Raw genomic sequence first — 23,500 nt, forward strand, 5'->3', positions numbered from 1 at the left:
CGACCCCGCATCGTTTCGAAAGCCGACGCACCGACGGGCCATCACCGGCTCACGTCGCGCCGACGCGGTACGCCGACCTACGCTCGCACAAGTAGCCGCTGGCAAGGCGCGGCGGTGGTGAGCGTGCTCCCCGATCGACCGATGCGGCTGCGGGAGCCAGTGCTGGTGCCAACCAAGCACTGGGCAGGCCGCTCACACACCGGCCGGCGGTCGGCGGCCCGGCGCGAGACCGGTTTAGGGGGAGCAGGTTGGGAGCAGGCGCCCACATCACGAGAGGGTGCCCCCGCGCTCTGACTCGCAGGCTGACTGATGGCGGTAGTTCTGTGCTCTGCCCACTCGCCGGTCCACATTGCCAGGTCGCGTACCCGGCCGTCGATTTTTTGCCGGGACTTGGCCGCCCACTTCGTTGCGTCCTTTCACGCGAAGTCGTCCAGGACCTGGCGGTCAGTCGCGGTCGAGGCGGGAAGCCGCGCTATCCACTCTTCTGCCTGCTCGGCGCTGTGGCCGCTACCGATCAGCCATGGACGGGCTCTCCGTTGTCCTGCCGGCGGCAGGACTGCCGTGTGTGCCTTGACAGGAAGGCGGAGCAGCAGGACAGTCGATATATTCATAGACGTTGAACTATTTACGGCGAGGTGTGCCATGCGGAAGTCGCTGACTGCTGTGGCCGCCATCGCTGTTGCCATGGTCGCGATGATGGCCGCGATCTCACACGCCAGTGCGGCGAACGCGGCGGCCGGGTGTCGGGTGAACTACGTCGTCACCAGCCAGTGGACCGGTGGCTTCCACGCCGACATCGCGGTCACCAACTTGGGTGACCCAGTCAACGGGTGGACGCTGCGGTTCGCGTTCCCTGCAGTCGACCAGCGGCTCAGGCAAACCTGGAGCGCCACCTGGGCCCAGGAGGGCCAGCAGGTCAGCGCGACCCATCTCGGCTGGAACGCGACCCTGGGCACCAATGGCTCCGCGAACATCGGTTTCGTCGGCGCCTGGTCGGGCAGCAACCCCGTACCGGCGTCGTTCACGCTCAACGGCGTCACGTGCACCGGCGGCGTCCTGCCCAGCGTGACGCCGACCCGGACGACCACACCGCCGGTCGCTGACTGGCCGGCGATCGTCACCTGGCTCAGCCCGACCGCCGGCGCGGTATACACCACGCCGGGAGCCGTCCCGCTGGCGGCGACCGCGACCGTGGGAGGCGGACACAGCATCACCTCGGTGTCGTTCCGGGTGGACGGCGTCACGGTAGCCCGGGGGGTGAGGACGACCGGTGACCGGTACGAGGCGCTGTGGACACCACCGATCGGGGAGCCCGGCACCAGCACCACCTTCGTGCTGTACGTCTCGGCCGGCACCGACCAGTCGCTGCCTGGCAGTGCGCCGCCGTTGCTGGTCACGGTGGTGACGCCGGCGTCCAGCGGCACCAACCACCCGCCGGCGGTGGCGTTGAGCACCCCCGGCGGGCAGACCTACTTCCTCGAGCCGACGACCGTCACGCTGGTCGCCGACGTCGCCGACACCGATCCCGGGGACCTCGTCAGCCGGGTGGAGTTGCACCTCGGCGCAACCCGGCTGGCCGTGACGCCGACCAGCAGCGGACAGCGCTACCAGTTCCAGACGGCCCTGTCGGCCGGCACGTCGTCCACCTTCACCGTGCGGGTCCATGACTCCCACGGCGGCATCGGCATCTCGAACCCGCTGACCTTCACCATCCGTTAGCGCCTCGGCCCTTAGTTCCACTACAGCGGCGGCTCGCACAAGTGGACGTGGCGCGGTCGCGCCTGGTAGGCAGGCGGTTGTGCGCATCGTTTCCCTGCTGCCGGCGGCCACGGACATCGTGGCCATGCTCGGCCTGACCGGGCACCTGGTTGGCCGTACCCACGAGTGTGACTGGCCGCCGGAGGCCCTGGCCGACGTCCCGGCGGTGACCGCGACGTCCCTGCCGGAGACCTTGACGAGCCGGGAGATCTCGGCGGCGATCGCCGGTGACGCGCACCGAGGCTCGTCGCTGTACCAGCTGGACGTCGCCATGCTGGAAGGGCTGAAGCCGGATCTGATCCTGACCCAGGATCTGTGCGACGTGTGTGCGGTCTCCTACCAGCGGGTCAACGACGCGGTTGGTCTGATCGATCTCGACACCAGGGTGATGTCCCTGGAGGCGCGGACCATCGACGGGATCCTGGACACTGTCGATGCCGTGGCCGCGCTGACCGGCACCGAAGGCAGGGCGGCGGAGATCCGAGCTGACGCCGAGCGTCGCCTCGCCGCGTTGCCGGGGTCGGTGCCCGGCGCGCCGACGGTGCTGTTCGTCGAGTGGCTTGACCCGTTGATGCCGGGCGGGCACTGGGTTCCGGAGCAGATCACCCATGCGGGTGGGCGGTCGCTGCTGCTCGGGCCGGGTGCGCACAGCACCCCGCACCCGTGGTCGGTGGTCGCCGACCTGGCCCCCGACGTGGTGGTGTTCGGGCCGTGCGGGTTCACGCCGGAGCGGACCGTCGACGAGCTGTCCGTGGCGGTCGGGCAGCCCGGTTGGCCGGACCTGCCCGCGGTGCGTGCCGGGCAGGTGTGGGTGGTCGACGGGCCTGCCTACTTCAACCGCCCCGGCCCGAGGGTCGTCGACGGGGCGGAGGTCCTCGCCGGCATCCTCGCCGGCCGCCCCGACTCCCGCGCCCGGCGGGTGCCCCTCGACGTCGGCTGACGCTGTCGCGCCCGAATGGCGGAGGCGGACCTCTGATGCCGATCGCCCGGTCGCCCCCGGCATTCGCAACGCCCCGGACCGAGGGTCAGGTGCGCGCCCTCGCTGCACCGGCAAGGTCGACGATCCGGTCGGTCCAGCGGTCCAGCAAAGTCTGGTCGTGGCTGATGACCAGGACACCGGCCCGCTGGGTCCGCTGGTAGTCGCGGATGACGGCGGCGACGTGCGCCTGGGTCGAGGCGTCGAGCATCGCCGTGGCCTCGTCGCAGAGCAGGTAGTCCGGCCGATGTACGAGGGCGCGGGCGAGGCAGGCGCGTTGCAGTTGCCCGTCGGACACCGCGTGCGGCCGTCGGCCGCGCAGGTCGGCGGTGAGGCCGACGAGATCGGCGAGTTCGGCCACCCGCTCCCGGACCGTCGACTCGGGCGTCCGGGTGGCGCGTAGCGGCTCGGCGATCAGGTCGGCGAGACTCAGTCGGGGGTCGGCGGCGGCACGTGGGCTCTGGAAGAGGGCGGCGACGCGGGTCCGCAGGGCGACCGGTACGGCATACCGGACGCCGTCGACCGGGGTGCCGTCGATGCTGACCTGGCCGTGGTCCGGGCGGTGCAGCAGGGCCAGGACCCGAACCAGCGTCGACTTTCCGCAGCCGGAGGGCCCGCGCAGTCCTACCGCCTCGCCGCGGTCGATCCGCACCGTGACGCCGTCGAGCACGACCTGACGGCCGTACCCGACGGTCACCTCGTCGGCGAGCAGGTGCTGCGGGCTGGTCACGTGGTGGCTCCGGTGGGGATCGGGTGGTGGCAGGCCACCGTGCCGCCACCGGCGACCGGTGTCGGCTCTGGTCGGTCCGCGCAGGTGTCGGTGCGGCGCGGGCAGCGGGGTGCGAACGCGCAGCCGGGGGGCAGCGCGGTGAGCATCGGCGGGTCGCCCGGCACCGGCCGGAAGGCCCGGTCCGGCAGGGCGTCGAGCAACGCCGAGGCGTATGGATGGGTCGGCGCGGTGAAGAGCTGGCCGGTGTCGCGGTGTTCCACGATGCGGCTGGCGTACATCACGGCGATGGTGTCGGCGACGCGTTGCGCGGCAGCCAGGTCGTGCGTGATGAGCACGACCGCCGAGCCGTTGTCGCAGCGACGTCTCAGCAGGTCGAGGGTGTGGTCGACCAGGGGTCGGTCCAGCCCGGTGGTGGGTTCGTCGGCGATGAGCAGCGACGGGTCGGGTGCCAGGGCGAGCGCGGTGACCAGACGTTGCGCCATGCCACCGGAGAGTTCGTGGGGGTAGCGGTCCAGGTCCGCCGGGTCGAGCCCGACGTCGACAGCGAGTTGGTCGGCGTCGGCGCGGTCACGCCCGTGCGCCCGCAGCGTCTCGGCGAGCAGTCGACGTCCGGTGCGCACCGGGTTCAGGGCGGTGGCCGGGCTCTGCGGCACCAGCCCGACGCGGTGCCCGCGTACCCGGCGCGCCAGCTGGCGCTGACCGCAGGTGATCAGGTCGACCGGTTCGCTGCCCGGGTCGTGCAGGACGGCGTGGCCGGTGGTCGTGGCGTTGCCGGGTAGCAGGCCGAGCAGGGCGTGGGCCAGGACGGACTTGCCGCAGCCGGACTCGCCGACGATGGCCAGCAGTTCGCCGGCCCGTACGGTGAGGCTGAGGTCGCTGACGGCACGCACCGTCGTGTCGCGGAGCCGGAACTCGACCCCGAGGTCGTCCACGGTGAGCAGTGGCTGATCCGCGGCGGCGCGGGGAGACGCCGGGGCCGAAACCGATTCGGTGGTGGTCACAGGTGCAGCTCCGCTCGGATCCGGGGATCGAGGCGGTCGCGCCAGCGGGCGGCGAGGACCGCGATGGCGAGGGTGACGACGACGATGACCGCGCCCGGTGCCAGGCTCGCCCACCAGGCACCGGTCAGCAGCGACCCCTGGCCGTCATTGATCATGTTGCCCAGTGAGGCGAGGTGCGGAGGCAGGCCGAGGCCGAGGAACGACAGGGCGGTCTCGTGCCACACCGCGTGCGGGATCATCAGGGTGGTGGCCAGCGCCAGCCGGGGCAGGACGTGCGGCAGGAGGTGCCGGGTGAGGACCCGGAGTCGGCCGGCCCCACCGCTGATGGCGGCGTCGATGAACGGTCGGGTCCGCAGGCTCAACAACTCGGATCGGACGATGCGGGCGGTGGAGAGCCAGTGGGTGAGCCCGACGGAGGCGATCACGGCACCGAGGCTGGGACGCAGCATGGCGACGATGAAGATGCCCAGCAGCAGGTGGGGCATCGCGGCGATGGTGTCCACGACCCGCATCAGGATCCGGTCCACCCGGCCGCCGAGCGTGCCGGCGATCCCGCCGATGACGCCACCGAGCACCGTGGCCACGAGGGCGGCGACCGCGCCGACGAGCAATGAGACCCGCAGTCCGTAGACGGCCCGGTGAGCCACGTCGCGCCCCAGGTCGTCGGTGCCGGCGAGGTGGGTCCAGGACGGTGCCAACCGGGTCTGGTCCAGCGCGACCGCGCTCTGGTCGAGCGGCCAGACGAGCGGTGCCAGCAGCGAGCCGGCGACCGCCACCAGCAGGACCAGGCCGGCGACGACGACACCGGTCTGGCCGGGCCGTAGCCGCAGCCGGGACCGGGCCAGGTGCAGCAGCGGCGGTCGGGTGACAAGGTCAGCCATCGAGTCGCACCCTCGGGTCGGCGGCGGCGTAGGCGAGGTCGGTGGTGAGGTTCGCGGCCAGCACCACGGCGGTGGTGACCAGCGTGATCGCCGCCAACAGCGGGAAGTCGCTGCCCAGCGCGGCGGCCACCGTGACGGCACCGAGGCCCGGCAGCGAGAAGACCGTCTCGACGAGCACCGCCCCGCCGACCAGTTCGGGCAGGTGGGTGCCGACCAGGGTGAGGAACGGCAGCAGCGCGGTCCGCAGCGCGTGCCCGAACAGGACCGTCCGTCCAGGCAACCCGCGGGCCCGCGCCGCGAGCACGTGGTCGTCGCGCATGCTCTCCGCCACCGCGTCCCGGACGAACAGCACGAACCACGGTGCCTGGGAAACGGCAAGCACTGCGACCGGCAGGATCAGGTGGTGCGCCACGTCGGCCCAGGAGGTGCTGGTCGCTGTGACATCGGTGAGCCCGCCCGCCGGAAACCAGCCCAGGGCCAGCGCGAACACGGCGATCGCGGCCAGCCCCAGCCAGAACACCGGCATCGACTCGACCGCGTAGGCCGCCGCCCGCAGACCCCGGTCGAACAACCCACCACGACGGTACGCGGCCAGCGCGCCCAGCAGCAGACTGGCGACCAGGACCAGGGCGAGGGTCACCCCGATCAGCAACAGCGTCCAGCCGGCCCGGGCGGAGAGCACCGAGGCGACCGGCTCGTGACGACTGGTCGACCAGCCCAGGTCGCCCTGGACCAGATTGCCGATCCAGCGCAGGTACTGCACCGGCAGCGGGTCGTCGACACCCCAGTTGGCCCGGATCTGCGCCAGGTTCTCCTCGCTGGCGGTGAAGGCCGCCGCGCCCGCGTACTGCTTGGCGGGGTCGACAGGTGAGGCGGCCCCCAGGGCGAACATCCCGATGCTCGTCGCGGCGAGCACGGGCACGGCGACCAGGAGGCGGCGTCGGATCACCGCCCCGGCCCCGACCAGTCGCCCGGTGCGGGTCATGAGCGCGTCCAGGTGTTGATGTTCCACCAGATGCTGTTCGCCACCCCGTGCTCGTGCGCCTCGACCCGGGGGGTCGTGCCCTGGACGGAGGACTTCAGCACGTAGGTGTGCCGCAGGTAGGTGAGGAACAGCCACGGCACGTCGGCGGCCAACTGCTTCTGGAACTGCGCGTACGCGGCCTTGCGAAGAGCCGGGTCGATCTGGTCGCGGCCCTCCTGCAGAGCGCGGTCGGTCACCTCGGAGCGGTACGAGCCGGGGTTGAAGTAGCCCTGCCCGGCGAACTGGGAGCTGAACAGCTTGTACGAGACGAAGTCCGGGTCGTACGGCGTGCCGTAGCCCATCAGCAGGGCATCGGACTTCATCCGTGGGTCGATGGCGTCCCAGGTGAGCCCGGCCGGGGTGACCTCGATGCCGATCTTCTTCGCGTCGGCGGTGACGGCCAGGGCCAGGTCCTTGCGCAGGGTGTCGGTCGCCGGGTACATCAGCGTGAACCGGGCGGGCCGACCGTCCTTGGCCCGCACCCCACCCGCACCGGGCTTCCAGCCGGCCGCGTCGAGCAGCGCGCTCGCCGCCGTCGCGTCGGCGGTCGGCGAGCCGATTGTCGAAGGGTCGGCGAACTCGGAGGTCGGGGGGACCGGCCCGAACGCCGGCTCGCCGGCGCCACCGAGGATGCCGGACACCATCGCGGCCCGGTCGACGGCGAGGTTGAGCGCCCGGCGGACGGCCGGGTCGGCGAGGACGGGGTTTCCCGTCGGCAGCATCACGCCCCGGTAGTCGGCGGTCGGCACCCGCTGCACCCGGTACGCCGTGTCGGAGTCGAACCCGGAGGCGAGCTTCGGCGGCAGCTCGGCGGCGTCGAACTCGCCGGCCCGCATCCGCTGGGCGCGGACGTTGTCGTCGGCGACGAACGCCACCACGACCCGGTTGTTCGCCGGCCGGCCACCGAAGTAGCGCTCGTTCGCGGTGAGCACCAGCCGGTCGCCCGGCGTCCAGGACTCGACCTTGTACGGTCCAGTCCCGATCGGCTTCCGGTTGAACCCGGTGGTGTTGATGTCCTGCCCGAGCAGCAGCTTCGACGGCACGATGCCGAGGGTGAGTCGCTGGAGGAACGGCGCGTACGGGTAGCGCAGCCGGAACACGACGGTGGCCGCGTCGGGCGCGGTCACCGACTCCACCATGTCCAGGTCCGAGCGGAGCGTGGAGTCCACCGTCGGGTCCAGCACCGCCTGGTAGGTGAAGGCCACGTCCGCCGCGCCCAGCGTGGTGCCGTCGTGGAACTGCACCCCGTCACGCAGTTTCGCGGTCACCGTGCGCCCGTCGGGCGACACCGTCGGCAGGGCGGTGGCCAGCCCCGGGACGAGGCGGTTGTCACCGTCGCGGGCGACGAGTCCGTCGAAGATCAGCGCGGCGCCGTCGACGCCGAAGTTGAGCACCGGGTTCAGCGCGTCGGGCTCGTCGGAGGTGGCCACGACCAGGGTCGCGCCGCCGGCTGGGCTGTCCGGTGTGGTCGGGGCCGAGCAGGCGGCGAGGACGAGCATCCCGGCCGCTGCTGTCGACGCCACAAGGCGTCGGAAGGTCGGACGGATCCGGGTCACGGAACGCTCCTGTGGTGTGGGGAACGGGGCGTGGGCGCGCAGGTGCAGCCGCCTACAGTTGATGATCACGGTGACACAGTTGCAACTCATTGGCAATTGCGAGTCATGTGCATCATTCTCGGGTGCGGCCCGTCGGACGGGGCCTCGCTCTGTCGGTGGTGACGGTCACCGGTGACCGGCTAGGGTTCCGGGATGTTCCGCGCCGTCGTGTTGATCGCTGCCGTGGTGCTCGCCGCCGATCAGGCCACGAAGTTCTGGGCCGAGTCGGCGCTGTCCGACGGGCAGATCATCACGCTCCTCGGTGAGCTGTTGCAGTTGCGCCTCGTCTACAACCCGGGCGCGGCCTTCTCGATCGGCTCCGCGTACACCTGGATCTTCGCGGTGTTCGCGGCGGCGGCGGTGGTCGCGGTGACGGTGGTGGCCCGGCGGGTCACGTCGCGTCCCTGGGCGGTGGCGTTGGGCCTGGTGCTCGGCGGCGCGACGACGCACCTGCTGGACCGACTCTTTCGCGAGCCGGGCTTCGCGCGGGGACACGTGGTGGACTTCATCGACTACGCCGGGTTCTTCGTCGGCAACGTCGCCGACATCGCCCTGGTGGTCGGCGTGGGCATCGTCATGCTGCTCAACGTGCGCGGCGTCCCGCTGCGGGACCCGGCGGGCGAGCCCCGCGAGCAGGTGTCGTCAGACTCCTGACTCGACCAGGACGACCTCAAGGCGGCGCGGGCCGTGCACTCCCTCGACCCGGTTCAGCTCGATGTCGCTCGTCGCGGACGGGCCCGAGATCCAGGTCAGCGGCGCGCGTGGGTCCAGCCGGGCCAGCGCCTCCGGGAGCAGGCCGACGACCTGGTCGGTGCGGACGACACAGATGTGCCGGTCGGGCACGAGGGTGAGCGCGCGTCGCCCCTGCGTCGGGCCGGCGTCCAGGATGATGGTGCCCGTGTCGGCGACCGCCACGGCACAGCCGGTCAGGACGGCGTCCAGGCCGTCGAGCGTGGCCGGTGACAGCGGGGGCGCGTCGCGGTGCAGCTCTCCGGCGTAGCCGTCCAGCCAATGGGCGGGGGTGTCGGTGGGAACGGCGAGCCGGCCGATCTCGCCGAGCAGCCGGTGCAGCGCCCCGGTGCCACGGTGGACGACGGCCCGGTAGTCCTCCAGGCGGTCGACGAGGGTTTCGACCAGGTCGGGGTGGTCGCCGACCCGGCGATAGCCGCGGGGCACCCGCACCGGCGGCGGGCTGTCGGCCAGGGCCGTCCGGAGCCGCGCCAGGATCTCGTCACGTGCGCTCACTGTTTTCCCCACCATTCCCGGAAGGTCTGCGGCGCGGGCAGCGGCAGGTCACGCGACCGGGTCCACGCCGACGCGGGCCAGGGCAGTCGCCGCAGCGTGCGAGCGCCGGTGCGCCGCTGACGGTACGCCCCGAGAGGCCCCGCTCCGGCCCGGCCCAGGCGCAGGGCGGCGGCCCAGCGTCGGGGGCTGCGCATCACCCAGGACAGCAGCCGCATGGTGGCCCGTTCGGCGGGCGGGTGCGGTGCCTGCTGGCGGAGGTGGACCAGGATCTCCGGAATGTTGATCTTCACGGGGCACACGTCGTAGCAGGCGCCGCAGAGGGTCGACGCGTACGGCAGTGAGGCGTTGTCGGCAACGCCGGTCAGCTGCGGCGACAGGATCGCGCCGATCGGGCCCGGGTAGACCGAGCCGTACGCGTGCCCGCCGGCCCGTTCGTACACCGGGCAGACGTTGAGGCACGCGGAGCAGCGGATGCAGGAGAGTGCGGGCCGCCCGACCGGGTCGGCGAGCACCGCGGAGCGGCCGTTGTCGACGAGCACGACGTGCACGTCCTGCGGGCCGTCGCCGGGGGTGACGCCGGTCCACATCGAGGTGTACGGGTTCATCCGCTCCCCGGTCGAGGACCGCGGCAGCAGTTGCAGGAAGACCTCCAGGTCGGTGAAGGTCGGCAGCAGCTTCTCGACGCCGACGACGCTGATCAGCGTCTCGGGGAGGGTGAGGCACATCCGGCCGTTGCCCTCGGACTCGACCACCACGAGCGTGCCGGTGTCGGCGACGGCGAAGTTGGCCCCGGAGACGGCGACCCGGGCCGAGAGGAAACGGCGTCGCAGGTGAGCGCGGGCCGCTTCGGCCAGCGCGGCCGGTTCGTCGCTCAGGTCGGGCGGCGCGTCGGCCATGCGACGTTCGAAGATCTCCCGGATCTGGGACCGGTTGTAGTGGATCGCCGGCACCAGGATGTGCGAGGGGGTGTCCTCGCCGAGCTGCACGATCAGCTCGGCGAGGTCGGTCTCGTACGCGGCGATCCCGGCGGCCTCCAGCGCCTCGTTGAGCTCGATTTCCTGGGTCGCCATCGACTTGACCTTCACGACCTCGTCGGCTCCGGTGGCCCGGGTCAGCTCGACCACGATCCGGCACGCCTCGGCCGCGTCGCGGGCCCAGTGCACAGTGGCGCCGGCGGCGGTGACGGACGCCTCGAACTGCTCCAGCAACTCCGGCAACCGACGTTGGACGTCCGCCTTGATCGCCGAGCCGGCGTCGCGCAGCGCCTCCCAGTCGGGCACCTCGTCGACGACCCGGGCCCGCTTGGCCCGGATGGTGCGGGTGGCCCGGTGCAGGTTGGCCCGCAGTTGCGGGTCGGCGACGGCCGGCCGGGCGGCGGTGGGGAACGGCAGTGGTGTACGGATCCGCCCGTCCCCGGTGGCCGGTGCGACCGGATGGCTCATGAGCTGGCTCCCGTCTCGGCGAGAATCTCGGCGTAGTGCACGGCCCGTACGCCGGAGCGGTGGCGGTCGAGACCGCCGCCGATGTGCGCCAGGCAGGAGTTGTCGGCTGCGGCGAGCACCCGTGCGCCGGTGTCGCGGACCCGGGCGCACTTGTCGGTGAGCATGGCGGTGGAGACGTCCGGGTTCTTCAGTGCGAACGTGCCGCCGAAGCCACAGCACTCCTCGGCGTCGCCCAGCTCGACCAGTCGGATACCGCGCACCTGGCGTAGCAGGGTCAGCGGTCGGTCGCCGAGACGCAGCATCCGCAGCCCGTGGCAGGTCGGGTGGTAGGTGACCGTCTCCTTGAACTCGGCGCCCACGTCGGTGACACCGAGCACGTCGACGAGCAACTCGGACAGCTCGTACGTGCGGGCGGCCACCGACGTGGCCGGCGCGTGCAGGCGCGGATACTGGTCGCGGATCATCGCGGTGCACGACCCGGACGGCGCGACGATGGCGTCGTAGGAGTCGAAGACGTCGACGTAGTTGCGCACCATCGGCATGGCCTCGGCCCGGTAACCGGTGTTGGCGTGCATCTGCCCGCAGCAGGTCTGGTCGGCGGGGAAGTCGACGGTGTGGCCGAGTCGCCGCAGGATGCGGGTGACCGCGATGCCGGTGGCCGGGAACGCGAGGTCGTTGACGCAGGTGATGAAGAGGGCGATCCGCATGGCGGCTCCTCGGATCCGTGGGGGTGGGTCAGGCCGAGTCGCGCGGCGTCGCGGGGGTGGGGAGCCGGTCGAAGGCGGGCAGGTGGCGCTCCCGGGCGGCGCTGAGGTGCGCCCGCATCGCCTCGGTGGCGGCGATCGCGTCGCCGGCGACGATGGCGGCGGCGATGCGCTGGTGCTCGGTGTTGGTGTCCGCTGCGCCGGCGACCGGGAAGTACAGCCGGTGCAGGTGCAGGTGTGAGTGCAGCCGTGTGATGGTGTCCCGCAGCAACGGGCTGCCGGAGACCTCGGCGATCAGGTCGTGGAACGTCGCGTCCAGTGCGGTGAAGGCGGCGTGGCGGCGATATCCGTCGCCGGCCTCCACGTCGATGCTCGCCGCCGCCTCGACGCTGATCTGTTGGCGCGCTTCGGCGGAGGCGTGGGTGGCGGCTCGCCCGGCGGTGGCCCCCTCCAGCAGGTGCCGGACGTCGAAGAGGTCGTCGAACTCGGCACGGCTGAGCAGTGGTGTCGTGGTGTAGCCGGAAAGCGGGCGTTTGCGGACCAGACCGTCGGCCTCCAGCCGGGCGAGGGCCTCACGGACGGGGGTGGGGGAGACGTCCAGTTCCCGGGCGAGCGCGTCGATGTTGACCCGCTCGCCGGGCGGCAGGATGTGGTCCATGACCAGCGTCTTTATCGACTCGTAGACGTCCTCGGCGAGGGTGAGTCGACGGGCGGGTCGGAGTCGGCCCTCGCGAGGTTCCTGTTGGGCCATCTCGTCTCCTCAGCGACCCCTTGACTGTGCCGGTGTGAGCGAGTACACACGAGCCGAACAACATCCTATAGGAAATTGGGTCTTCACGACCCAGGCGGTGGAGGTCGGTTCGTGAGATTCATGCGCGTCGGGCCGGTGGGACGGGAACGCCCCGTGCTGTACGTCGATGGGCGGCACTTCGACCTCTCGTCACTCACCGTCGACATCGACGGCGAGTTCCTTGCCGGCGACGGCGTTCGGCGGGCCCGCGAGGCCACCGACCTACCCGAGATCGACGTCACCGGGCAGCGGGTCGGCGCACCGGTCGCCCGGCCGGGGGTGGTGCTCTGCGTCGGGCAGAACTACGCCGCGCACGCCGCCGAGTCCGGTGCCACGCCACCGACCGAGCCGATCATCTTCTACAAGGCGCCCAACACCGTCGTCGGCCCGTACGACGAGGTCCTGATCCCGCGCGGATCGACGAAGACCGACTGGGAGGTGGAACTGGCGGTGGTGATCGGCCGAACGGCCCGCTACCTCGCCTCGCCGGCCGACGCCCTCGGGCACATCGCCGGGTACGTGCTCTCCAACGACGTCTCCGAGCGGGACTTCCAACTGGCGGTCTCCGGCGGCCAGTGGTCCAAGGGCAAGTCCTGTGAGACGTTCCAACCGCTCGGCCCGTGGCTGGTCACCGCCGACGAGATCGGCGACCCGCAGGCGCTGCGGCTGCGCTCCTGGGTCAACGGCGAGCCCCGCCAGGACTCCAGCACCAAGGACATGATCTTCGACGTGGCGTATCTGGTCTGGCACCTGTCCCAGTACACCGTCCTGGACCCGGGCGACGTCATCAACACCGGCACCCCGCAGGGAGTGGCACTCTCCGGCCGATTCCCGTACCTGGCCGGCGGCGACGTGATGGAGGTCGAGATCGACGGCCTCGGTCGGCAGCGCAACACGCTCCGGGACGCCTGATGCGGTGCGACGGTCTGGTGGCGGTGGTGACCGGAGGTGGCTCGGGGATCGGTCTCGCCTGCGTGCGGGCGTTCGTCGCCGCCGGCGCCCGGGTGGGTGTCCTGGACCTGGAGCTGTCCGGGCTGCCGGAGGCACCCGGGGTGCTCGGCGTCCAGGCGGACGTGGCCGACCGGTCCTCCCTCACCGCGGCCGTCGCCTCGGTCGCGGAGACGTTCGGCGGCATCGACATCCTGGTGAACAACGCCGCCATCTCGGCCGTGGGCACCGTGGAGGAGAACGACGACGAGCAGTGGAGCCGCGTGCTCGACGTCAACGTCTCCGGTGTGGCCCGAACCAGCGCCGCCGCCCTGCCGTACCTGCGCCGGTCGTCGTCCGCGGCGATCGTCAACATCTCCTCGATCGCCGCGACCACCGGTCTGCCCAAACGCGCCCTCTACTCGGCGTCGAAGGGCGCCGTGCACGCCCTCACCCTCGCCATGGCCGCCGACCTGGTGACGGCAGGCGTCCGGGTCAACTGTGTCGCCCCCGGCACCGTCGACACACCCTGGGTGGCCCGCCTGCTCGCCGGTGCGGCCGACCCGACGGCCGAGAAGCGGCAGTTGGCCGCCCGGCAGCCGACCGGCCGACTGGTGACCGCCGACGAGGTGGCCGCCACAGTCGTCTACCTGGCCTCGCCCGCGACCAGGTCGGTGACCGGTTCGTCGCTGCCGGTGGACGGCGGCATGTCCGGTCTGCGCCTGCCCGCCCCCGTCCCGCCCGTGGCCAATCCTGCCGAATCGGGCGCGTGACATGATTGCGGCATGGGGAAACAGCAGGACGTCGGCGCGTCCGACCGTCACCGCGCGTCCGGCACCACCGCCCACCGTCCGATCGGTGGCAGCGCTGACGCTCGGCTCGCCATCGCTCAGGACCCCACGACGCCACACATGACCCTCATCGACCTGGCGTCCGACCCGTCGGTCCTGGTCCGCAAGGCGGTCGCCTCTCGGGTCGACGCACCCGCGCAGGCCCTGCGACCGCTCACCCGCGACCATGATCGTCAGGTCCGGGAGGCTGTGGCGAGGAACCCCTCCGCGTCGATCGCCAACCTCATGCGCCTGGTCAAGGACGCCGACCGGTGGGTCCGCTGGGCCGTCGCCGGCAATCCGGCCTGCGACGAGTCGATCCGCCAGGTCATGTCGAAGACCTCGGACAAGGAGCTTCGCGGGCTCCTCGCGGAAAGTCGTCAACTGGAGCCGGAGCTGGCCGCCAAGCTGATCGACGACGTGTCACCCGAGGTACGGGAACGACTCGGCACGCACACCCACGACCCCGACGTGATCGACGCCCTGCTGGCCGATCGCACCGCACGCGTACGCAAGGGGGTCGCCCGCAACCCGCGGACCACCGCCGCGCAGCGCAGCGCGCTCGCCGCGGACCCGGTGGTCGACGTCCGCGCCGCGCTGGTGCGGGCGGTCGAGCTGAGCGAGGCGGACCTCGCCCGCCTGGTCGACGACCGGGCGGTGCAGGTCCGACTGGCGATGGCGACGTCCGACGTCGTTCCGCCGCACATCAGGGAGACGCTTACCCGCGACGCCGACGAGATGGTGGCCAGCGCGGCACGGGACTACCGCCCGGGGTCGGGCAACGCCTCCGCGGTGCGGGCGCCCCGCATCGCGCACCGGCCGTCCGCCGCCGGCACGAGTCGATCGAGCGGCGGCACCTCGCACTAGCGCGACGATCGTCGCCTCCCGGTGACCCGTGCCTGCGCCCGGCGGGTCGCCTCCCGTCGCCTTTCAGGTCGTTCAGAGCGACCGGAGTGATGAGTTGTCGCATCCGCGCCCGTCATACCTACGACAGGACATGACGAGGCGGAAGGATGACGTGATGAGTGCGGACACGCGGCTGCAGGAGCTGGGCGTGAGCGGTCTGGGCGAAGTCGACGAGCCGGCGTTCTCGGGGCTGGCGCAGCGGCACCGGCGGGAACTGCACGTGCACTGCTACCGGATGCTCGGCTCGTTCGAGGACGCCGAGGACACCGTGCAGGAGACATTCCTGCGCGCCTGGCGACGGCGGGAGACCTTCGAGGGGCGGTCGACGTTCCGGGCCTGGCTGTACCGAATCGCCACCAACGCCTGCCTGGACCTGCTCGCCAAGCGCCGCCCGGAGCCGGCGACCGGCGGCGAGGTGCTGTGGTTGCAGCCCTACCCGGACCGGTTGCTCGACGAGCTGCCCGCTGGCGACGCGGACGAGCCGGAGACCGTCGCCGTCGCGCGGGAGACGATCGAGCTGGCGTACCTGGTCGCGGTCCAGCACCTCGCACCGCGTCCACGAGCCGTGCTGATCCTGCGGGACGTGCTCGGCTGGCCCGCCAGGGACGTCGCGGAGCTGCTCGGTGACTCGGTCAACTCGGTCAACAGCGCCTTGCAGCGGGCTCGCGCCGGCATGCGGGAGCACCTGCCCGCCGAGCGGCAGGACTGGACCGGCGGCGACGAGGACGCCGGCACCCGCGAGCTGGTGCGGCGCTTCACCGACGCCAGCGTGGCCACGAATGTCGACGCGCTCGCGGCCATGCTGCGCGACGACGTCCGCTATTCGATGCCGCCCACGCCGGGCCTGTACGTCGGCCGCGACGCGGTGGTGAACAGCTGGGTCGAGGACGGCTTCGATGGCATGAAGGGCCTGCGGGCGGTCCCCACCTCGGTGAATCGCCAGCCCGCCGTCGCCTTCTACCACTGGCGGGAGCAGGAGGGCGCGTACCTGCCGTTGACGATCGACGTCCTGCGCGTCACCGGCGGCGCGATCACCGAGGTCTTCATCTTTCACGGCGACCAGTTCCCGCGGCTCGGGCTGCCGGAACGCCTGCCGGCGGACGGCACGGAGTAGTCCCGGTGCGGACGCTCACCCTGCACGGCGGCGCGCGTGCCGAGGTGGTCGCGGCGGAGTGGCACGACGCGTTCGGCGTGGTCACCAGCGGGCGGGTGCAGTTGGAGCTGCGCGACGGTGAGCCCGGGCCGGTCCTCGGGCGCGACGCCGGCTTCTGGCTGCGCGGCACCGGCGTCCGTGCGCTGTGCAACCCCGACCGTCGCACGGCGCGAGTGCGTGTGTTCACGCCCGGTGCCGTCACACCTCAGCCACCACATCCGGTACGACAGCCTCCGTCTGAAGGAGACGACATGAACAGCATGAAGGACACCGGGATCGTCGCCGGCCCGGCATCGGGCCCACCCCGCCACACCCACCGATTTCGTGGGCTCGCCGGCACCGGCGTGATCGCGACGCTCGCGGCGATGGTGAGCACCACCCTCGCCGCCGCGCTGGCCCGGGCCGCCGGCGTCGATTTCGAGATCCCCGATGGTGGCGAGACGATTCCGTTGTCCGGGATCGCGGTGGTGACCGGCTTCTTCTCGGTGGTGGGTGTCGTCATCGCCGTGGCGCTGCTCCGGTGGAGTGCTCGGCCCGCGGACCGGTTCGTGTGGACGGCGGTGGCCCTGACCGTGCTCTCGCTGGTCCCGCCCCTCATCGCCGGGGCGAACGCGGCCAGCGTCACCGCCCTGGTCGGGCTGCACGTCGTCGCCGCGGCGGTGATGATCCCCGTCCTGGCACGAAGCCTCCGTGCCTGGACCGACCGACGCTGACAGTCTCTCGAGCGGGTGGGTGGTCACTCCGGTGGCCGCCCGCCCGGGTACGCAGGATGGCCGTTACGTATTCACATGTGTCATCCCGATTCCTCCTAGGCTACGTATGCCCCGCTTCTGGGCATACGTCGTCAAGGGAGGATCAGCGGTGCGATTCAGGAGATCAAGGTCCACGATCGGTGCGATGGCTGTGGCGACAGTGGTCGTCCTCGCGGGGGGAGCGTTTGCCGGCAGCACGGCGAGCGCCGCCGAGCCCTCTCCGTTCACCGTCGTGAACGGGGCGATCCGTACGGCCACCGGCACCCCGGTCCCCGCCTCCGGCACGCACGCCTCGCTCTGGAGCAACTCCAGCTACGCCAGCACCAGCATCAGCGGCTCCGGGAGAGTGCTGATCGGAGCCATCGGGGACAACTGCCAGGGCTGGCCCACCGTCCGGGTGACGGTCGACGGTGTCGACGTCGGCCAGACCACGATCGTCAGCGCGACCAGTTACGGCACCTATCCGGTCGGCGCTGCGGTCGGCGCCGGCCAGCACACGGTGCGGATCCAGCTCGTCAACGACTTCCGGGCCGACTCCTGCGACCGCAACGTCCACGTCGCGTCCGCACGGATGGAGACCGCTGGCACCACCGACCCGACGTTCAGCTTCGCCGTCCTGCCGGACACCCAGCAGGAGGTGCTCAACAGCTCGGACACCCGGTTCCTCAACCGCACGAACTGGTTGGCGCAGAACCGGTCCGCGCTGGACCTGCGCTTCGTGACCTCCTCCGGTGACGTGGTCAACTGGGACACCCCGGACCACGCGCAGTACGTCATCGCCCGTAACGCGATGCGGCCGATCGAGAACGCCGCCATCCCGTACGCGCTGGCTCTGGGCAACCACGACACCCAGGCGACCGGCGTCGGCGGCTCCGCCCGCGACCCCGCCCGCACCCGCGAACTCATCCGCGACACCAGCGTGTTCAACCAGTACTTCACCGTCAGCCAGTACCGCGCGGTCAGGGGGCAGTTCGAGGCCGGCAAGGTCGACAACTCGTACTCGACCTTCACGGCCGGTGGCGTGCAGTGGATGGTGCTGACCCTGGAACTCTGGCCCCGGGTCGCGGCCGTGAACTGGGCCAGGAGCGTCGTCGCCGCCAACCCCCGGCACAACGTCATCGTGGTCACCCACGACTACATCGACGGCAACGGCGCAATCGAGCAGAGTGCCGGGTACGGCGCGACGAGCCCGCAGTACCTCTTCGACAACCTGGTCAAGCAGTACGCCAACATCCGGTTCGTCTTCTCCGGCCACACGGGCATCGCCGCCAACCGGGTCGACACCGGGGTCAACGGCAACAAGATCTACTCGTTCCTCCAGACGTTCCACTCCAACAGCACGAACCCGGTGCGCCTGGTCGAGGTCGACACCGCCGCCAACTCGCTGCGGACCTGGATCTACGCGCCGTACACGAACCGGTCGTTCACCGAGTACGACAGGTCGTTCACGGGTATCGGCGTGGTCCGCTGAGGCGTACCCCCTGGGCTCAGGCTGGGTGATCGACTCGGCTTCACGGATGTCGGGGTGTCCGGGGTGATCCGACACCGCGACTTCCGGAAGGCCGAGTCGATCATGGGGTGCCCGGTCAGCGGATGGTCGTTCCGCGGTCGGGCTCGCCGGTCTGCTCCCACAGTGACTTCATCTCGTCGAACGCCTGCCCCATCAGCTGCACCATGGCCTGCCGGGCGCGCTCACCGTCGCGCCGCTGGATCGCCTGGGCAACGTCGGCGTGCATCTGGAGGGCCTGCTGATGCGGGTGGTGCGGCATGAGGTGGTGCTTGTGCCGGCCGGTGAGCACCTCCGCGACCAGCTCCTGGAGCCGGAGGAACATCTCGTTGCCGGAGGCGAGCAGGACGCGCCGGTGAAACTCGATGTCGAGGTGCAGGAAGCGCTCCTCGTCACCGGCCTCGCCGGCCGCCCACATCTTCGCCGCCAGCCCGACGAGGTCGCTCGCCTCGTCACGGCCGATCCGGCTGGCGGCCAGGTAGGCCGCGTGCGGTTCGACGGCGGTGCGTAGCTCGGTGATCGAGCGGAGCTGGGCCATCCGGCCGGCCGAGGCGAGACGCCAACGGATCACCTGCGGATCAAAGACGTTCCACGCGCTCGCCGGTCGGATCATCACCCCTACCCGTCGGCGCGCCTCGATGAATCCGATCGAGGCCAGCACCCGTAGCACCTCGCGGACGACCGAGCGGGACACGGCGTACCGGTCGACCAGCTCGTCGATGTTGAGGACCGAACCGGGTGCCAACTCGCCGCCGCAGATGGCGGTGCCGAGGTGTTCGAGGACGCGCGCGTGCAGCCCGGACTCGGCGGGGCGGGCCGGAACGGCTGCAACCTCTGGTAAGGACGGTTCCACTCAAAAATCATATCATTTGCATCTACCTCTTGAGGTAATCAGCTTTTTCGGCCTAGCATCCGGATGTTAAGCGGATGTAACGCCGAGGTAGCTGTCCTCTCGGGGGCGGCGACCACGACAGAAGGAGAGACAAGCGTGCGACGTCGATCGATAATCGGCACTTCTCTGGCTGTGGTGGCCGCCGTGAGCCTGACCGCCTGCGGCGGCGACGGCGGCGGCGAGGACTCGAAGACCGTTCGCGTGACACTGGTCAACCACGTGTGGACAGAGAACATCAAGAAGGTCCTGCCGGAGTTCGAGAAGCAGTCGGGCCTCACCGTCGAAGTCACCCAGCTCGGTGAGGACCAGCTCTCCGACCAGTACAACGTCAAGCTGAACGCCGGGTCCGACGACCTCGACGTGATGATGTACCGGCCCCTTCAGGAGGGGAAGCTGTTCGGCAAGAACAAGTACCTCGCCGACCTGGGCAAGAATGCCAAGTCCGACAGCGCCTTCGAGATCGGTGACTTCCAGGCCGGGCCGATGCAGGCGACGACCTATGAGGACAAGGTGGTCGGGGTGCCGATCATCACCGAGCAGGAGGTCCTCTACTACCGCAAGGACCTGCTGACGAAGTCGGGCTTCACCGCGCCGCCCAAGACCCTCGACGAGCTCAAGGCGCAGGCCGCGAAGATCGAGGCCGACAACCCGGGCGTCGCCGGCTTCGTCGCTCGGACCGGCAAGGCCGCCGCCGTCACGCAGTTCTCCAGCTTCCTCTTCAGCTTCGGCGGCGACTTCGTGGACGCCAGCGGGAAGGCCAGTGTCAACACCGAGCAGGCCAAGCAGGCGTACGCCTACTACGGCGGCCTTCTGCGGGAGCACGGCCCCGAGAACATCAGCACCGACATGAGCTGGTCGGAGGCGATGGCGATCTTCACCCAGGGCAAGGCCGCCTTCTACACCGAGGCCAACTCGCTCTACAAGAACGCCACCGACCCGACCAAGTCCAAGGTCGTCGACACCGTCGGCTTCGCCGCCTTCCCGGCCGGCCCGGCCGGATCGAAGCCGTACAACATCCCGTCCTGGGCGCTCGGCGTGAACGACAGCTCGGAGAACAAGGACAACGCCTGGAAGTTCATCCAGTGGGCGGCCGGCAAGGAGCAGGCGCTGGCGCAGCAGACGGCCGGCGTACCCGGTGCCCGCACCTCGGTCTGGGCGAACCCGGCGGGTACCGCCTCCTACCCGAAGGACCTCGCCGAGGCCAACACGGTCAGCACCGCCAACGGGGTCGGGCACGACCGTCCGCTGGTGGTCAAGGTGGCCCAGGCGCGGGAGATCGTCGGACAGCCGATCGTCGACGCGATCACCGGCAAGGACGCCGCCAGCTCGGCGGACACGGCGAACGCGGCGTTCCAGAAGTTCCTCGACGACGAGGCGAAGTAGCCCGACCGCCGGGCGGCGGAGCCGACGGGCTCCGCCGCCCCGCCGGGACCTGACCTGCGAACCCGGAGACCCCTCATGTCAGCCGTCATCACCCCCCGCACCGACACGCCCGAGGCCGCTACGGCGCCCCCGCACGACTCCGCCTGGTCACGGTGGGCCAACGAACACCGCAAGTGGCTCTTCGCGGCACCCGCCATGGCGTTCGTCGCCGTGCTGATCATCTTCCCGGTGGCGTGGACCGGGTACCTGAGCCTGACCGACGCCGAGGGTTCGGTGCGCGCCGACTTCGAGTTCATCGGCGTCCAGAACTACCTCGACGTGCTCACCGACACCGACCGGTTCTGGCCGGCGGTCTGGCGTACGGTCCTCTTCACCGGCGTCGTCCTGTTCTTCGAGGTCATTCTCGGCATGGCGATCGCCCTGCTGCTGTGGCGGCCTTTCCGCGGTGAGAAGTGGGTCCGCGTCGCGATCCTCCTGCCGCTGGTGGCCACTCCGGTGGCGGTCGGCATGATGTGGCGCCTGATCTTCGACCCCAACATCGGGATGGCGAACCAACTGCTCGGCTGGATCGGCATCGGCCCCCAGCCCTGGCTGGCCGGGCAGCACTCGGCCCTGCCGACGACGATGTTCATCGACATCTGGCAGTGGACGCCGATGGTCGTGCTGATCCTGCTCGCCGGGCTCACCTCGCTCTCCGACGAGCCCCAGGAGGCGGCCCGGATCGACGGCGCCAGCAGTTGGCAGCGGTTCCGGCACGTCACCCTCCCGCTGCTGATGCCCACGGTGATCGTCGCCATCCTGCTGCGCGGCATCGACGCGCTGAAGACGTTCGACATCCTCTACGCCACCAAGGGGCGCGGCGGCGGGTCCTTCCACGAGGTCGAGACCCTCAACGTCTACGCGTACGGCCTCAGCTTCGACTACAACGACTACGGCGTCTCGTCGACAGTCCTCATCATCTTCTTCCTGATCATCATCGGGGTGATGTGGGCCCTCACCTATCGCAAGAAGGGGCTGGGCCGATGAAGCCGAGCAAGCCGTACCGGGTGTTCCGCAACTCGGCTCTCGTCGTCGTGGTGTTCGCGCTGACGGCACCGCTGCTCTGGATGATCGCCGCGTCGTTCAAGACCAACGTGGACATCTACGACACGGCCAAGGCGTTCGTCTTCTCGCCCAGCCTGAAGAATTACGAGACCGTTCTCCAGCAGGCGAACTACCTCGAGTTCATCGGCAACAGCCTCTGGGTGGCGTTCGCGGCCACCACGCTCTCGCTCCTGCTCGGGGTGCCCGCCGCGTACTCGATGAGCCGGTTCACCATGAAGAAGTCCGCGCTCGTCGTGCTCATGGCCCGGGTCATCCCCGGCGTCTCGCTCCTGGTGCCCTGGTACTACGTCTTCTCGAACCTGAAGATGGTCGGCGGCTTCACCGTGCTGATCCTGAGCCACATGTTCGTGTCGCTGCCGCTGATCGTCTACATCATGATGGGTTACTTCGACGGCCTGCCGACCGAGTTGGAAGAAGCCGCGCTGGTCGACGGGCTGACCCACATCGGCGCGTTCCGGCGGATCACCCTGCCGCTGTCGGTGCCCGGCGTCGCGACCGCCGGCATCCTCTCCTTCATCTTCTCCTGGAACAACTTCATGTTCGCCCTGGTGCTCTCCGGCGCCGACACCAAGACGCTGCCCGTCGCGATCTTCGACTTCGTCGGCTACGCCAGCATCGACTGGGGCGGCCTGATGGCCGCCGCGACGGTGGTCACCCTGCCGATCATGCTGATCGCCCTGTTCGTGCAGAAGTACGTCGTCTCCGGCCTCACCGCCGGTGCCACGAAGGGCTGACCGGGACATGACGACGATCGCGAAGGTGGAGACGTTCCTGGTCGCGCCGCGTTGGCTGTTCGTCCGGATCGAGACGGAGTCCGGCATCGTCGGCTGGGGCGAGGCGACCTGCGAGGGCCGGTCCGAGACCGTGCGCACGGCCGTCCACCAACTCAGCGAGCTGCTCACGGGACGCGACGCGCTGCGCATCGAGGACCACTGGCAGGTGCTGACCAAGGGGTCCTTCTACCGGGGTGGCCCGATCCTGGCCAGCGCGGTGTCCGGTCTGGACCAGGCGCTCTGGGACATCGCCGGCAAGCACTACGGGGCCCCCGTGCACCAGCTTCTCGGCGGGCCGGTCCGGGACCGGATCCGGGTCTACGGCTGGATCGGTGGTGACGAGCCCGCCGAGATTCGCGACCAGATCAGCGCCCGGATCGAGGCGGGCCTGACCGCCGTGAAGATGAACGCGTCCGGGCGGATGGGCGCGCTCGCCTCGGTCGCCGACCTCGACGCGGTGGTGCAGCGGGTGGCCGTCGCCCGGGAGGTCCTCGGTGACGACCGAGACGTGGCGGTGGACTTCCACGGTCGGTTCACGGTCGCCAACGTCCGGCGGGTCGCCCCGCTGCTGGAGCCGTACCGGCCGTTCTTCCTCGAAGAGCCGGTGGTGCCGGAGAACTCGCACCTCATCGGTGAGGTCGTCCGCAGCACCACCATCCCCGTCTCGACGGGGGAGCGGCTCTACAGCCGGCAGGAGTTCCTTCCCGTCCTGCAGGCCGGCATCGCCGTGGCCCAGCCGGACCTCGCGCACGCCGGCGGCATCACCGAGGTTCGCAAGATCGCCACGTTGGCCGAGGTGTACGACGTGCAGCTCGCCCCGCACTGCCCGCTCGGGCCGATCGCCCTCGCCGCCTGCCTCCAGGTCGGTTTCGCCACACCCAACTTCCTGATCCAGGAACAGAGCATCGGCATCCACTACAACCAGGGTGCCGAGGTGCTCGACTACTGCCTCGACCAGACTCCGCTGACCTTCGTCGACGGGTACGTGAAGAAGTTGACCGCGCCCGGTCTCGGCATCGAGATCGACGAACACGCGGTGCGGACCGCGGACAAGCGCGGGCACGCCTGGCGCAGCCCGACCTGGCGGCACCCCGACGGCTCCTACGCGGAGTGGTGAAAACCCGACC

General features: G+C 70.6%; 23 protein-coding genes. 13 read left to right on the top strand and 10 right to left on the bottom strand.

Annotated features, from left to right (window positions below):
* The first annotated feature begins 642 nt into the window (after positions 1 to 642).
* Together ACZ6NZ_RS07655 and ACZ6NZ_RS07660 are read left to right on the top strand one after the other, a co-directional pair.
* A complete protein-coding gene (locus tag ACZ6NZ_RS07655; RefSeq protein WP_465856759.1) occupies positions 643 to 1,719 on the top strand; it encodes a cellulose binding domain-containing protein in 1,077 nt (358 codons plus the stop codon).
* Between the two features lie 79 nt (positions 1,720 to 1,798).
* Positions 1,799 to 2,698 (top strand): ABC transporter substrate-binding protein, encoded by a 900-nt coding sequence (locus tag ACZ6NZ_RS07660; RefSeq protein WP_465856761.1) that lies wholly within the window; start codon positions 1,799 to 1,801, stop codon positions 2,696 to 2,698.
* 85 nt (positions 2,699 to 2,783) lie between these two features.
* Here the strand turns inward: ACZ6NZ_RS07660 and ACZ6NZ_RS07665 are convergent, their stop codons facing one another.
* The 5 genes from ACZ6NZ_RS07665 to ACZ6NZ_RS07685 are packed head-to-tail and all read right to left on the bottom strand — an operon-like array spanning position 2,784 to position 7,926.
* Positions 2,784 to 3,464, bottom strand: a complete 681-nt coding sequence (locus ACZ6NZ_RS07665) for an ABC transporter ATP-binding protein (RefSeq protein WP_465856763.1) — start codon at positions 3,462 to 3,464, stop codon at positions 2,784 to 2,786.
* Complete coding sequence (locus ACZ6NZ_RS07670) at positions 3,461 to 4,465, bottom strand: ABC transporter ATP-binding protein (RefSeq protein WP_465856765.1); 1,005 nt, start codon at positions 4,463 to 4,465, stop codon at positions 3,461 to 3,463. Before ACZ6NZ_RS07670 ends, ACZ6NZ_RS07665 begins: the two co-directional genes overlap by 4 nt.
* Positions 4,462 to 5,346, bottom strand: a complete 885-nt coding sequence (locus ACZ6NZ_RS07675; protein WP_465856768.1) for an ABC transporter permease — start codon at positions 5,344 to 5,346, stop codon at positions 4,462 to 4,464. The genes ACZ6NZ_RS07670 and ACZ6NZ_RS07675 overlap by 4 nt, the downstream gene beginning before the upstream one ends.
* Entirely contained in the window at positions 5,339 to 6,358 is a 1,020-nt protein-coding gene (locus ACZ6NZ_RS07680; protein WP_465856770.1) for an ABC transporter permease, read from the bottom strand. Before ACZ6NZ_RS07680 ends, ACZ6NZ_RS07675 begins: the two co-directional genes overlap by 8 nt.
* Entirely contained in the window at positions 6,328 to 7,926 is a 1,599-nt protein-coding gene (locus ACZ6NZ_RS07685) for an ABC transporter substrate-binding protein (RefSeq protein ID WP_465856772.1), read from the bottom strand. Before ACZ6NZ_RS07685 ends, ACZ6NZ_RS07680 begins: the two co-directional genes overlap by 31 nt.
* A gap of 192 nt (positions 7,927 to 8,118) precedes the next feature.
* Here ACZ6NZ_RS07685 and ACZ6NZ_RS07690 point away from each other — a divergent pair, with 192 nt between their 5' ends.
* A complete protein-coding gene (locus ACZ6NZ_RS07690) occupies positions 8,119 to 8,619 on the top strand; it encodes a signal peptidase II (RefSeq protein WP_366609227.1) in 501 nt (166 codons plus the stop codon).
* Here ACZ6NZ_RS07690 and ACZ6NZ_RS07695 read toward each other — a convergent pair.
* The 4 genes from ACZ6NZ_RS07695 to ACZ6NZ_RS07710 are packed head-to-tail and all read right to left on the bottom strand — an operon-like array spanning position 8,608 to position 12,107.
* Positions 8,608 to 9,210 carry a LutC/YkgG family protein gene (locus tag ACZ6NZ_RS07695; RefSeq protein ID WP_465856774.1) on the bottom strand — a complete coding sequence of 201 codons (603 nt, stop codon included), beginning with the start codon at positions 9,208 to 9,210 and terminating at the stop codon, positions 8,608 to 8,610. The genes ACZ6NZ_RS07690 and ACZ6NZ_RS07695 overlap by 12 nt on opposite strands.
* Complete coding sequence (locus ACZ6NZ_RS07700) at positions 9,207 to 10,652, bottom strand: LutB/LldF family L-lactate oxidation iron-sulfur protein (RefSeq protein ID WP_366609230.1); 1,446 nt, start codon at positions 10,650 to 10,652, stop codon at positions 9,207 to 9,209. The genes ACZ6NZ_RS07695 and ACZ6NZ_RS07700 overlap by 4 nt, the downstream gene beginning before the upstream one ends.
* Positions 10,649 to 11,359 carry a (Fe-S)-binding protein gene (locus tag ACZ6NZ_RS07705; RefSeq protein WP_465856776.1) on the bottom strand — a complete coding sequence of 237 codons (711 nt, stop codon included), beginning with the start codon at positions 11,357 to 11,359 and terminating at the stop codon, positions 10,649 to 10,651. Before ACZ6NZ_RS07705 ends, ACZ6NZ_RS07700 begins: the two co-directional genes overlap by 4 nt.
* 28 nt (positions 11,360 to 11,387) lie before the next feature.
* Positions 11,388 to 12,107, bottom strand: coding sequence for a GntR family transcriptional regulator (locus tag ACZ6NZ_RS07710; protein ID WP_465856778.1), 720 nt, complete (start codon positions 12,105 to 12,107; stop codon positions 11,388 to 11,390).
* Positions 12,108 to 12,218: 111 nt separating this feature from the next.
* On the opposite strand from ACZ6NZ_RS07710, the gene ACZ6NZ_RS07715 reads away from it, so the two are divergent.
* The 6 genes from ACZ6NZ_RS07715 to ACZ6NZ_RS07740 all read left to right on the top strand — a co-directional run bounded on the left by ACZ6NZ_RS07715 (position 12,219) and on the right by ACZ6NZ_RS07740 (position 18,185).
* Positions 12,219 to 13,058: a fumarylacetoacetate hydrolase family protein gene (locus ACZ6NZ_RS07715; RefSeq protein WP_366609234.1), complete on the top strand. Its 840-nt coding sequence runs from the start codon at positions 12,219 to 12,221 to the stop codon at positions 13,056 to 13,058.
* On the top strand, positions 13,058 to 13,846 hold the full coding sequence (locus tag ACZ6NZ_RS07720) for an SDR family NAD(P)-dependent oxidoreductase (RefSeq protein ID WP_465856781.1): 789 nt from the start codon (positions 13,058 to 13,060) through the stop codon (positions 13,844 to 13,846). The genes ACZ6NZ_RS07715 and ACZ6NZ_RS07720 overlap by 1 nt, the downstream gene beginning before the upstream one ends.
* A gap of 12 nt (positions 13,847 to 13,858) precedes the next feature.
* Positions 13,859 to 14,770, top strand: coding sequence for a hypothetical protein (locus ACZ6NZ_RS07725; protein ID WP_465856783.1), 912 nt, complete (start codon positions 13,859 to 13,861; stop codon positions 14,768 to 14,770).
* 154 nt (positions 14,771 to 14,924) lie between these two features.
* Positions 14,925 to 15,923 carry an RNA polymerase subunit sigma-70 gene (locus tag ACZ6NZ_RS07730; protein ID WP_465856784.1) on the top strand — a complete coding sequence of 333 codons (999 nt, stop codon included), beginning with the start codon at positions 14,925 to 14,927 and terminating at the stop codon, positions 15,921 to 15,923.
* A gap of 5 nt (positions 15,924 to 15,928) precedes the next feature.
* Entirely contained in the window at positions 15,929 to 16,675 is a 747-nt protein-coding gene (locus ACZ6NZ_RS07735; protein WP_465856785.1) for a DUF6069 family protein, read from the top strand.
* A 184-nt stretch (positions 16,676 to 16,859) separates the two neighbouring features.
* Entirely contained in the window at positions 16,860 to 18,185 is a 1,326-nt protein-coding gene (locus tag ACZ6NZ_RS07740) for a carbohydrate-binding domain-containing protein (RefSeq protein WP_465856787.1), read from the top strand.
* A 115-nt stretch (positions 18,186 to 18,300) separates the two neighbouring features.
* Here the strand turns inward: ACZ6NZ_RS07740 and ACZ6NZ_RS07745 are convergent, their stop codons facing one another.
* Complete coding sequence (locus ACZ6NZ_RS07745; protein ID WP_465856789.1) at positions 18,301 to 19,074, bottom strand: FadR/GntR family transcriptional regulator; 774 nt, start codon at positions 19,072 to 19,074, stop codon at positions 18,301 to 18,303.
* A 183-nt stretch (positions 19,075 to 19,257) separates the two neighbouring features.
* On the opposite strand from ACZ6NZ_RS07745, the gene ACZ6NZ_RS07750 reads away from it, so the two are divergent.
* The 4 genes from ACZ6NZ_RS07750 (at position 19,258) to dgoD (ending at position 23,490) form a co-directional block, all read left to right on the top strand.
* Complete coding sequence (locus ACZ6NZ_RS07750; RefSeq protein WP_465856791.1) at positions 19,258 to 20,496, top strand: ABC transporter substrate-binding protein; 1,239 nt, start codon at positions 19,258 to 19,260, stop codon at positions 20,494 to 20,496.
* A 75-nt stretch (positions 20,497 to 20,571) separates the two neighbouring features.
* A complete protein-coding gene (locus ACZ6NZ_RS07755; protein WP_465856793.1) occupies positions 20,572 to 21,522 on the top strand; it encodes a carbohydrate ABC transporter permease in 951 nt (316 codons plus the stop codon).
* Positions 21,519 to 22,334, top strand: coding sequence for a carbohydrate ABC transporter permease (locus ACZ6NZ_RS07760; protein ID WP_465856795.1), 816 nt, complete (start codon positions 21,519 to 21,521; stop codon positions 22,332 to 22,334). The genes ACZ6NZ_RS07755 and ACZ6NZ_RS07760 overlap by 4 nt, the downstream gene beginning before the upstream one ends.
* 7 nt (positions 22,335 to 22,341) lie before the next feature.
* Positions 22,342 to 23,490 (top strand): galactonate dehydratase, encoded by a 1,149-nt coding sequence (gene dgoD / locus ACZ6NZ_RS07765; protein WP_465856797.1) that lies wholly within the window; start codon positions 22,342 to 22,344, stop codon positions 23,488 to 23,490.
* Positions 23,491 to 23,500: the final 10 nt, after the last annotated feature.

It is taken from the genome of Micromonospora sp. NPDC047756 (assembly GCF_055587245.1).